The following is a 10,223-nucleotide window of genomic DNA, read 5'->3' as shown; positions in this document are numbered from 1 at the left end:
GTCCACCTCCGGCACGACTTCGACGCCGTCGCGGCGGCCGCGATGCGCGGGGAGCCCGTCTGCCGCGCCGCGATCGAGCGATCGGCCGACCTGCTCGCCGTCGCCGTGCTGTCCGTCGTGAACCTGCTCGACCTCGACCGGATCCATCTGGCCGGCCCCGGCTTCGCCGCGGCGGGCGAGCTGTACCTGCGGGCGATCCGCGACGCGGTCGCCCGCGCGGCGCGGAGCCGCGACGTGCACGCCGTCGTCGTCGAGCTGTCGGACCCCGAGTTCGACGCCGCCGCCGTCGGCGCCGCGAGCCTCGCGCTGCAGCACGTCCTGACCCCCCACACGCGGCCGGCGCCCGCGGCCCGCGAACCGGCGACCGCCTGAGCGCTCCGCCACCCGACCCAGCCGACCACTACGAGCGCAGCACGATCGTGCTGCCGAAGGAGACCCCTGTGCCCATCCGCTCCGTCCTGATCAACGTCACCGACCTGGACCGCTCGATCGACTTCTACTCGCGCTTCCTCGACCTGCGGCTGCAGGAGCGCACCGACCGGGCCGCGACGCTCGACGCGGTCACCGCGACCCTCCGCCTCGTCCTGCTCCCCGAGCGGGACGAGAGCACCTTCGTGCCCGACGACCTGCAGGCCGGTTTCCGCCACGTCGGCTTCAAGGTCGCCGATCTCGCCCCGCGGGTGGCCGCGCTGAAGGCGGCCGGCGTCCCGTTCCAGCTCGACCCGCTGCACGCGGAGGGCGACGTGGACATCACGTTCTTCCTCGACCCGGACGGCACCGTCCTCGAGCTCGTGGAGGGGGCCCTGCAGTACCACGAGGTGTACGACCGCGCCGCGGTCGAGGCCGACTGGGCCCTCGGGGACCCCGACCGCCCCCGCTTCGACCACGTCGCGGAGACGGTGCGCGACCTCGCGGCGACCGAGGCGTACTTCGGCGGGCTCGGCTTCGTCCGCATGGCCGGCATCCACCAGCCGAACGACCCGCGCGGGTACGAGATCGACTTCCTGCGAGACGGGGACGCGTCGCTCGAGATCTTCACCTTCGCCGGCGCGGAGAAGACCCGCCGGGCGCCGCAGACGGCGGCGCCCGGCTTCGCCGCCGTCGAGTTCGCCGGCGCCGCTGCGCCGGCCGGCGCAGCGGCGGTGGGCACGATCGGCGGGCTCGACGTCGTCGCCGACCCCGACGGCCTCGTGCACGCGGTCACCGCGTGACGGGCCCGGCCCCGCTGCGCGCCCTCGGCGGGACCGGCCTGGCCGTCAGCGCGCTCACCCTCGGCGGCGCCCCCCTCGGCAGCATGCCGGAGAGCTTCGGCTACGAGGTCGGCGAGCAGGACGCCGTCGACCTCGTGCGCGCCGTCCTGCGCAGCGGCATCCGCACCATCGACACAGCCAACGGCTACTCGGAGGGCCGCAGCGAGCAGCGCATCGGCCGCGCCCTGCGCGAGGAGGACGGCCTGCCCGCCGACGCGCTCGTCGTCACCAAGGTCGACGCGCGGGACGGCGACTACAGCGGGGACCGGGTCCGGCGCTCCCTCGAGGAGAGCCGGGCACGGCTCGGCCTGGAGACCCTGCCGCTCGTGCACCTGCATGACCCGGAGTTCCACGACTTCGCGACGATGACCGCGCCGGGCGGCGCGGTCGACGCGCTCGTCGACGCCCGCGAGCGCGGGCAGGTGGCGCACATCGGGCTCGCCGGCGGCGACGTCCACCAGCTTCGGCGGTACCTCGACCTCGGGGTGTTCGAGGTGCTGCTCGTGCACAACCGGTGGACGCTGGTCGATCGCAGCGCCGGACCCCTGATCGAGGAGGCCGCCGCACGCGGCCTCGGGGTGATGAACGCCGCGGTCCTCGGCGGCGGGATCCTCACCGGGACCCGCCGCACGAGCGATCGGTACGGATACCGGACCGCGCCGCGCGCGGTGCTCCATGCCGTCGACCGCATGCACGACGTGTGCCGCACGCACGGCACGGACCTCGGCACGGCCGCGATCCGCTTCTCGACGCGCGAGCCGCGCATCCACACCACCGTCGTGGGCATCAGCAAGCAGCAGCGCATCGCCCCGACCCTCGCCGCGAGCACCGCCGACCTGCCGGAGGTGTTCTGGGACGAGCTCGAGGCGATGCTCCCCTCCCCGCAGCACTGGCTCGACGCCGGCGCCCGCTGACCCGCACGATCAGGAAGGAACCACCATGCCCCTCGTCCGAGTGGACATCCACGAGCACCTGCGCCCCAGGCGGGCGGAGCTGAGCGCCGCCATCCACAGCGGCCTCGTCGAGGGCTGGCAGATGCCGGCCGACGACCTCTTCCACGTCATCACCGTGCACGACGAGGGCGATCTCCTCTACAGCCGCACCTTCCCGGACGCCGACCGCAGCGACCTCGTCCTCGTGCAGATCCTGGCCTTCACCGGGTACAGCCCGGAGGTCAAGCAGCGCGGCGCCGTCCTGGTCGTCGATCGCCTCGCGGCGCTCGGCATCAAGCGGGACGACATCCTGATCGCGCTCTCCGAGAACGGCGACGGCGACTGGCTCGCCCCCGCGAAGGAGGCGTGAGCGTGCGGCGCGAGGACCTTCCCGCCGACTTCGTGATCGGCACCGCCACCGCCGCCTACCAGGTGGAGGGGGCCACCCGGGAGGACGGCCGGGGCGAGAGCATCTGGGACGCCTTCGCCCGCGTGCCCGGGGCGATCGCCGACGGCAGCACCGGCGACGTCGCGGACGACCACTACCACCGCCTCCACGAGGACATCGAGCTGATGGCCTCGCTCGGCGTCGACGCGTACCGCTTCTCCATCTCCTGGCCGCGCATCCAGCCGGACGGCACCGGGCCGCTGAACCCGGCCGGGCTCGCCTTCTACCGCGAGCTCGCGCTCGCCCTGGTGGCGAAGGGGATCACGCCGTACGCGACGCTGTACCACTGGGACCTGCCGCAGACCCTGCAGGACCGGGGCGGCTGGCTGAACCGGGACACCGCCGACCGGTTCGCGGCGTACGCGCGGATGACCGTCGCGGGCCTCGGGGACGTGGTGCAGCACTGGATCACGCTGAACGAGCCCTGGTGCTCCTCCTTCCTCAGCTACGCCGGCGGGGAGCACGCGCCCGGCCTGCAGGTCGGGACAGACGCCGCCCGGGCCGCGCACCACCTCCTGCTCGCGCACGGCAAGGCGGTCCCGCTGATGCGGGCGGCGGCGCCGGACGCGGTCGTCGGCATCACGCTGAACCTGTACTCGGTCGTCCCGGCGTCCGAGGACCCCGCCGACGTCGACGCGGCCCGCCGCATCGACGGGCTGTCGAACCGGTTCTTCCTGGACCCGGTGCTGCGCGGCGAGTACCCGGCGGACGTGCTCGACGACCTCGGCCAGCGCGACTGGTTCGCCGAGCACGCGGGCGCGGAGGACCTGGCGGCGGTGTCGGCGCCGATCGACTTCCTGGGCGTCAACTACTACAGCCGCCACACCACCAGGGCCGGTGTCGCGACGAGCGGGCGCAGCCCGCACCCCGGCAGCGAGTCCGTCGAGATGGTCGACACCGGCGCCCCGCGCACGCACATGGGCTGGGAGGTGCACCCCGACGGGCTCGTCGACGTGCTGCGGATGGTGGAGGCGCGCTCGCCGGGGCTGCCGACGTACATCACCGAGAACGGCGCCGCGTACGAGGACGCCGTGGGGCCGGACGGCGTGGTGCACGACGAGGACCGGCGGGCGTACCTCGAGCAGCACCTCGTCGCCTGCGCCGATGCGGTGCGGGAGGGGCTGCCGCTGCGGGGGTACTTCATCTGGACCCTGCTCGACAACTTCGAGTGGGCCTGGGGGTACAGCCGCCGCTTCGGGATCGTGCACGTCGACTACGCCACCCAGCGGCGCACCCCGAAGGACAGCGGCCGGTGGCTGGCGGGGTTCCTCGGCGGCACGCTGGGCGCGGACCGGGGCTGAGCCGGGGAGGGGCGGGTGCGGGGACCGAGGTCGCCGCACCCGCCCCTGAAGGCGTCAGACCGCCGCCGCGATGCTCTGCGCGTGCGCCGTCATGATCGCCGCGGTCGAGGACGGGTAGACCACGCGGTAGCCGTCGTAGTCGGGGTACAGCGTGCCGTCGTCCTGCCGGGCGGTGAGGATCCAGAACTGGGTCCCGGCGACGCCGGACGACTGCGCGGTGTCCAGCCACGCGCCGTACGCGGCGTCGCGCGAAGCCGGCGTCACGCCCTTGGGGTCGATGCCGTTCACCGTCTGGGTGACGAGTCCGAACTCCTCCAGCACGATCGGCTTGCCGAGCGCCTTGGCCGCCGCCGCGTGCGCGGTGATCCACCCGGTGCCCCAGGCCACCGGGTCGGCCTTGCCCCAGCCCTGCGGGTAGGAGTGGAAGGTGCCGTAGTCGATCGCGGGCAGCGCGGTCAGCTCCTTCCACCGGTCGCCCTCGTAGGTGCTGTACCCGTAATCGGAGGACGCCGCGTCGAGCCCCATCCCCTCGTCGCCGACCGCGACCAGCTGCTTCGGCGCGGCGCGCTTGATGTGCTTGCTGACCGCGTCGGCCCAGGCCTTGACCGCCGCGCCGGTCTTGTCCGACCGGTTGCGCGGCTCGTTCGCCAGCTCCCACGTCATGATCGTCGGGTCGTCCCGGTACCGCAGGCCGGTGTACCGGTTGCGCCGGTTCAGCACGTGGTCCACGTAGGCGAGGAACACCTTGCGGATCCTCGCGTCGGTGTAGAAGCGGTCGTGGTTGACGGCGTCCGCGTAGGAGTCGTCCGGCAGGCCGAGGACCCACTTCACGTACTGCGGCATCCCGCCGTAGTCGGGCCAGTTGTTCACGAGCGGCAGCACGAGCTTCAGGCCGAGCTCGCCGGCCTTCGCGACCGCGTAGTCGAGCGAGTCGTAGTTCGCCTCCGGGTACACCCCGGGCGCGGTCTGCAGGGCCGTGGTGGCCTTCGCCGGGTCGTCGCTGTCGTTGAACGCCCACGCCCGCACGACCTGCAGCTGCATCTGCGCCGCGTCGTTCAGCATCGAGTCGATCATGTAGTGCGACTTCTCGTGCAGGTAGTAGCAGTTCGTCCCGCCGAAGCGCCACGGCTTCCCGTCCAGCCGGAAGCCGCCGCCCCGCACGGTGACGAACCCGTCCCTGCGCCCGAACGGAGCGCGGGCCCTGCCGTAGTGGTGCGGCACGTGCTCGGACGCCTCGGCCGGCGATGCGGCCACCAGCCCCGCAGCGGCCGCAGCGGTCACGCCGGTCCCCGCCCCGAGCAGCAGCGTGCGCCGGTCGACGCCGCGGACACCGGACATGTTCTCTGATCCCATGGTGGTTCCTCCTCGAATCCACGGGCATCGTGCTCGACCGGAGGCACGATGACAACGTAGGTCAACCGCGAGTCGCGAACACTGTCGGCGAACTCGCGGATGCGGTGGCGGAGCGCGGGGTTCCAACGACCGGCTCGACGGGCAGGATGGCCCCATGCGTACCGACGTGCGACAAGCACCGTGACCGCCGCGACGGACGCCTCCGCGGGTCTCGCGATGCCGCTCGACGCGCAGCAGCGCGCGGTCCTGCGGGCGCTGCTCGGCATGCAGCGACAGTCCTGGGAGCAGGGGGTCGCCAGCCACGCCCTGCTCGACCTCGGCCTCGTGGAGGACGCGCTGCTGCTCGCGCACGACGCCGTGGTCCGCCAGACCCCCGCCGGCAAGCTGGGGGAGGTCGACGACGTCGGCATCGTCAACAGCGGGGCCTGCGGGGAGGCGGTCGCCCTCGCCGCCCGCGCGGAGCCGGCCGGGCCGTTCGGGGCCGCGCTCGACCGGCAGCTCGCCTGGCTGCTGCGGGAGGCGCCCTGCGCGGACGACGGCACCCTCTTCCACATCGAGGGCACCCGCGAGATGTGGGTCGACAGCGTGTACATGGTGGTGCCGCTGCTGCACCTGGTCGGGCAGCCGGAGGCCGCGCGCCTGCAGTTCGAGGGCCACCGCGACCGGCTGTTCGACGCGTCGGCCGGCCTGTGGGGGTGGCGCTGGAGCGAGGACGAGCACCGCGTCACGCATCCCGAGCACTGGGGCACGGGCAACGGGTGGGTGGTGGCCGGGATCGCGCGGGCGATGCGCTCGGGTGGCGCGGGCGACCCGTGGTTCGCGGCGGAGGGCCCCGGGCACGCCCGCGTCGTGATCGACGCCGCGCTCGCCGCCGCCGCGCACGCCGGCGGCTTCCACGACGTGCTCGACGACCCCTCGACGTTCGCGGAGGGGAACGTGCGGCAGATGCTGGCGTACGGGATCCTCGCCGGCGTCGCGGACGGCTGGCTGCCCGCCTCCTACCGCGGGGTCGGCGAGCGGCTCGTCGCGGAGGCGCGCGACGCGGTCGACGACCGCGGCCTCGTCCGCGGCGTGTGCGGTGCGCCGCGGTTCGACCGGCAGGGGACGTCGCCCGAGGCGCAGGCGATGTTCCTGCTGGCGACCGCGGCCTCGACCCGTTCGTTCTGAAGGCGTTCCGGCGTCACCGCCGAAACGCCTTCAGAACGAGACCTGCTCAGAGGTAGGCGTAGCTGACGAACGCGAAGGCGGTGCTGTCCGGGGACCAGGAGGGCACGTTGATGGTCCCCTGGCCGCCGAACAGCTCCGCGATCGTCCGGCTCGAGCCGTCCTCGCGGTCGGTGAGCACCAGGGCGACCTCCTGGTCGCGCGGGTGGCCGTCGACCTCCGGCGCGTAGGCCAGGTGCACCATCCACCGGCCGTCGGGGGAGACGTGCGGGAACCAGTCGCCGGTCCCGCTCGTGACGACGCGCTCGAGGTCCGTGCCGTCGGGGCGCACCCGGTGGATCTGCATCAGCCCGGTCCGGTCCGAGTTGAAGTAGATCCACTCGCCGTCGGGGGAGTAGTCCGGGCCGTCGTCCAGGTGCACCGCGGTCGTCAGCCGCCGCTCCTCCCCGCCGTCCGCCGGGATCGTGAACACGCCGTAGGCGCCGTCGCGCTGCGCGCAGTACGCGAGCGTCGTGCCGTCCGGGGACCAGCCGTGCCAGTAGGACGGGGCGCCATCCGTGATCCGGACCGGCTCGCCGCCGCCGACCGGCACCGTGGAGATCACGGACAGCCCGTCGGCGCCGGACTGGTCGCTGATCGCGATCCTCGTGCCGTCCGGGGACAAGCCGTGATCGTTGTTGCACGCCACCGCGGACCCGGTGCCGATCGGGCTGAGCGCGCCGCCGGACACCGGCACGCTGTACAGCCGTCCCTCGCCGTTCACGATCAGCCGGTCGTCGGCCGTCCAGTTCGGCGCCTCGACCCAGCGGTCGAGCGCGGCGACCGTGCGGCGGTCGGTGCTCGCGACGTCGATCGTCTCGATCGTGCTGAACAGCGTGGTCGGGCCGTCCTCGAGCGGCGTGAGCACCACGTCCGAGAACACCGCCGTCTCCGCGACGTCGTGCACGTGCGAGCAGACGCCGAGCCCGATCCAGTACTCGTCCGGCAGGTCCAGCAGCACGGCCCCGCCGGCGGGCTCGCCGTCGACCAGCGCGCTGACCGTGCGGCCGCGCCGGCGGAGCTCGATCCGCGACGGGGAGGCCCGGTTCGACTGCACCTCGTGGGTCGTCGCACCAGCGGCGGTGCGGAACTGCAGGCTCGTCAGCCCGTCCCCGTGCAGCGCGACGTCCGCGTACGCCGCGTCCGCCTCCATCCCCGCCCGCACGACCAGCACCGCCTTGCGGTGCGGGTCCGCGCCCTCCCCCTCGAAGTCGACGGTCGCCGCGAGCGCGACGTCGCCCGACACCCGGGTCCAGACGAGATGGAACGCGTCCTGGGCGAACCACATGTTGCTGCCGCTGCCGGTCACCCGGTAGCGGTCGCCGTCGAACGCGGCGTCGCCGGGCACGCCGACCTCGCCGATGTCGCCGTGGTCCTCGAACAGTCCGATGGTCATGGGGCCGGTCCTCACATGGTCCAGGGCTCGGCGTGCACGTCGGTCTCGTCGGACCAGCGGCGGTGCAGCGCCAGGATCTCGTCGACGACATCCTGCGGCAGCGGCGGGACCGCGGCGCGGGTGAGCCGCAGGTAGGCGTCGAGGTGCTCGCGGCGGGAGGTGGACCCGACCGTCGAGCGCACGCCCGGCAGCCCGAGCGCGAAGCGCACGCAGAACTCCGCCCAGTCGCCGACGCCGGAGCGCCCGAAGATCGGGGCGATCTCGGCGGCGCGCTCGCGCAGGTAGGACCGCCAGGCGGCACCGGGCACGTCGCGCAGCGCGCGCACGTCGTTCCCGGCGACCGTGCGCATGGAGATCAGCGCGCTGCCGCGGTCCTGCAGCGCGTCCCACAGCGGGTTCGACGCGAACCGCTGCAGCGGGTTGATGTACAGGATGAAGCCGTCGACCAGGTCGTCGAGGTGCCCCGCCTCGAGCGCTGCGAGGGGCGCCTCGCTCGTCCACGGGAAGATCTCGAGCACGAACCGCCCGACCAGACCCTCCGACTTCAGCTGCCGCAGGCCGTCGAGCACGCGGGCGTCACCCTCCGCGAGCGACCGCTCGAGCCCGGACACCGGGCTCAGCTGCCCGAGCGCGACGCCGTCGACGCCCAGCGGGCCGATGTTCGCGAGGATCGTCGACCGCACGTCGTCGGCGGTGCCGCCGCCGATCTTCACGATCGTGGCCGGCGCCTCCTCCCGCTCGGCGATCGCTTCGCCGAGCACCTGCAGCGCGTCGCCGTACTGGTCGGAGGTGTGGATCCACAGCCCCGCGTCCAGCACGGTCCGCGCCATGGCGAGGCGCTGCTCCCGTGGCAGCGACTCGTCGCCGAGCCGGGTGGTGCCGTAGACGTACGGCGGCAGGCCTCCGAGGGCCGTCGTCATCGGGCGCGCGAGGCGTAGTAGTCGGCGACGACCTGCTGCCCGGGCTTGCCGTACATGCAGTAGTCGGTGTTCGTCGCGGCCTCGTCCAGCGGGTACAGGTGCACCGGCCAGTCCCACAGCGCGAAGCCGCCCACCCAGTCGCGGCCGCGGCACGCCTCGAACATCTCCGACAGGTACGCCGCCTGCGCCTCGCCGGAGGGGGCGCCCTGCAGCGTCCAGTCGTTGGGGCGCTGCGGGGAGGTGTCGCGGCTGGGGCAGCCGGCCTCGATGAAGAGGAACGGCTTGCCGTGCTGCGCGACGACCGGCTCGATGCGGTCCAGCTGCGCCTGCCACTGCCCGGTCGGGTAGTAGCCGCTGGCCGAGATCACGTCGACCGCGTCCCACCAGGTGACGTGGTCCTCCTGGTACTTGTCGCAGTTGTAGGTGACGATCCCGGAGTACACCTTCCGCACCGCGGCGACGAGCGCCCGCCACTCGTCGGCGCGGGGGTCGGCCCGCACCATCTCGCAGCCGATGCAGAGCATCTCCGCGCCCTCCTGCTCCGCGATCTCAGCGAAGTGGACGAGGTACTCGGTGTAGGAGGCGAACCAGTCGCCCCAGTGCGCCTCGCCGGGCACGTCCCAGTCGAAGAAGCCGATGTAGCCCCGCCACAGCCCGTCGCGCACGTTGACGGTCGGTTTCAGGATCGCCTTCCAGCCGCGGTCGTGCACCGCGCGGATCGACCAGCGCACCTCGTCGTCGGTCGGCGTGGGCGCCTCCCGCCACGGGATGTCGGTCGAGACGACGGTGTCCTGCAGCGTCGCGAACGCGATGGTGACCCAGTTCAGGTTGAGGGGCTGCATCGCGTCGAGGGAGCGCTCCGCCTCGGGGGTGGCCCAGGTGCCGCGCACGCCGGTCCAGCCCCAGGTCATCGCGGAGACGTGCTCGTCGAGCACGGCGAGATCGGGCGTGGTCGTGGTGTCGCTCATGCGGTCACCGCTGCCTTCCTGGTGTTCAGCAGCGCGTTGGCGCTGCGGAGGACGTCGGGGGAGAGGAACCGCGACGGGTCGACGTCCGACGCGGTGCGGACGGTGAAGACGGCGCGCTCGCCGGGCAGCAGGGTGACGAGCATGTCGTCGACCTCCGCGTCCGGCGCGGCGACGTCGGCGAGCAGCGCCAGCTCGCGGACCAGGCCGCGGGCCGTGACGACGACCTCGACGCCGCCGTCGACGCGGCGCGCCTCCGTCTCCAGGTCGGCGGGGGCGAGCGCGGAGTTCCGCGCCTCGGCGAAGAACCACAGGCCTCGCAGCCCGCCGGCCCCGGCGACCACGAGCTCGCTGCCCGGGTCGCCCGCGGCGGCGACCGCGGCGTCCACCGGGACGCGCACGGTCGTCCGAGGCGCGACGTCGAGCTCGACCGACGCGGCGGCCACGTTCTCCTC

10 protein-coding genes are annotated in these 10,223 nt (G+C 73.5%); 6 read left to right on the top strand and 4 right to left on the bottom strand.

The window, feature by feature from the left end:
- From ACFE60_RS07735 to ACFE60_RS07715, 5 genes are all read left to right on the top strand, one after another.
- Positions 1 to 372 (top strand): ROK family protein (locus ACFE60_RS07735; RefSeq protein WP_375388274.1); only part of this gene is annotated, 372 nt, incomplete at its 5' end.
- 68 nt (positions 373 to 440) lie between these two features.
- The gene (locus tag ACFE60_RS07730; protein WP_375388273.1) at positions 441 to 1,211 is read left to right on the top strand and encodes a VOC family protein; all 771 of its coding nucleotides are present in this window, start codon (positions 441 to 443) and stop codon (positions 1,209 to 1,211) included.
- Positions 1,208 to 2,164 (top strand): aldo/keto reductase, encoded by a 957-nt coding sequence (locus tag ACFE60_RS07725; protein WP_375388272.1) that lies wholly within the window; start codon positions 1,208 to 1,210, stop codon positions 2,162 to 2,164. Before ACFE60_RS07730 ends, ACFE60_RS07725 begins: the two co-directional genes overlap by 4 nt.
- A 25-nt stretch (positions 2,165 to 2,189) precedes the next feature.
- Complete coding sequence (locus ACFE60_RS07720; protein ID WP_375388271.1) at positions 2,190 to 2,552, top strand: tautomerase family protein; 363 nt, start codon at positions 2,190 to 2,192, stop codon at positions 2,550 to 2,552.
- The gene (locus ACFE60_RS07715; protein ID WP_375388270.1) at positions 2,549 to 3,931 is read left to right on the top strand and encodes a GH1 family beta-glucosidase; all 1,383 of its coding nucleotides are present in this window, start codon (positions 2,549 to 2,551) and stop codon (positions 3,929 to 3,931) included. The genes ACFE60_RS07720 and ACFE60_RS07715 overlap by 4 nt, the downstream gene beginning before the upstream one ends.
- Positions 3,932 to 3,985: 54 nt before the next feature.
- On the opposite strand, the gene ACFE60_RS07710 is transcribed toward ACFE60_RS07715, so the two are convergent.
- Entirely contained in the window at positions 3,986 to 5,284 is a 1,299-nt protein-coding gene (locus ACFE60_RS07710) for a cellulase family glycosylhydrolase (protein ID WP_375388269.1), read from the bottom strand.
- Between the two features lie 180 nt (positions 5,285 to 5,464).
- Between ACFE60_RS07710 and ACFE60_RS07705 the strand changes: the two genes are divergently transcribed.
- Positions 5,465 to 6,451: a glycoside hydrolase family 88 protein gene (locus ACFE60_RS07705; RefSeq protein ID WP_375388268.1), complete on the top strand. Its 987-nt coding sequence runs from the start codon at positions 5,465 to 5,467 to the stop codon at positions 6,449 to 6,451.
- Between the two features lie 46 nt (positions 6,452 to 6,497).
- On the opposite strand, the gene ACFE60_RS07700 is transcribed toward ACFE60_RS07705, so the two are convergent.
- The 3 genes from ACFE60_RS07700 to ACFE60_RS07690 all read right to left on the bottom strand — a co-directional run.
- Positions 6,498 to 7,883, bottom strand: a complete 1,386-nt coding sequence (locus ACFE60_RS07700) for a TolB family protein (protein WP_375388267.1) — start codon at positions 7,881 to 7,883, stop codon at positions 6,498 to 6,500.
- 11 nt (positions 7,884 to 7,894) lie between these two features.
- The gene (locus ACFE60_RS07695) at positions 7,895 to 8,803 is read right to left on the bottom strand and encodes an aldo/keto reductase (protein WP_375388266.1); all 909 of its coding nucleotides are present in this window, start codon (positions 8,801 to 8,803) and stop codon (positions 7,895 to 7,897) included.
- The coding region (locus ACFE60_RS07690; protein ID WP_375388265.1) for a hypothetical protein at positions 8,800 to 10,223 on the bottom strand (1,424 nt) is incomplete at its 5' end. The genes ACFE60_RS07690 and ACFE60_RS07695, both read right to left, overlap by 4 nt.

This window comes from uncultured Amnibacterium sp. (assembly GCF_964245895.1).
GTDB lineage: Bacteria > Actinomycetota > Actinomycetes > Actinomycetales > Microbacteriaceae > Amnibacterium.
Note: the sequence above shows the minus strand (reverse complement) of the source record. Positions and strands in the feature narration are given on the sequence as shown.

Bases quoted from the DNA above. Each gene is read 5' to 3' on its own strand.
- ACFE60_RS07720 (WP_375388271.1), top strand. From the start codon at position 2,190: ATGCCCCTCGTCCGAGTGGACATCCACGAGCACCTGCGCCCCAGGCGG.
- ACFE60_RS07700 (WP_375388267.1), bottom strand. From the start codon at position 7,883: ATGACCATCGGACTGTTCGAGGACCACGGCGACATCGGCGAGGTCGGC.
- ACFE60_RS07695 (WP_375388266.1), bottom strand. From the start codon at position 8,803: ATGACGACGGCCCTCGGAGGCCTGCCGCCGTACGTCTACGGCACCACC.
- ACFE60_RS07710 (WP_375388269.1), bottom strand. From the start codon at position 5,284: ATGGGATCAGAGAACATGTCCGGTGTCCGCGGCGTCGACCGGCGCACG.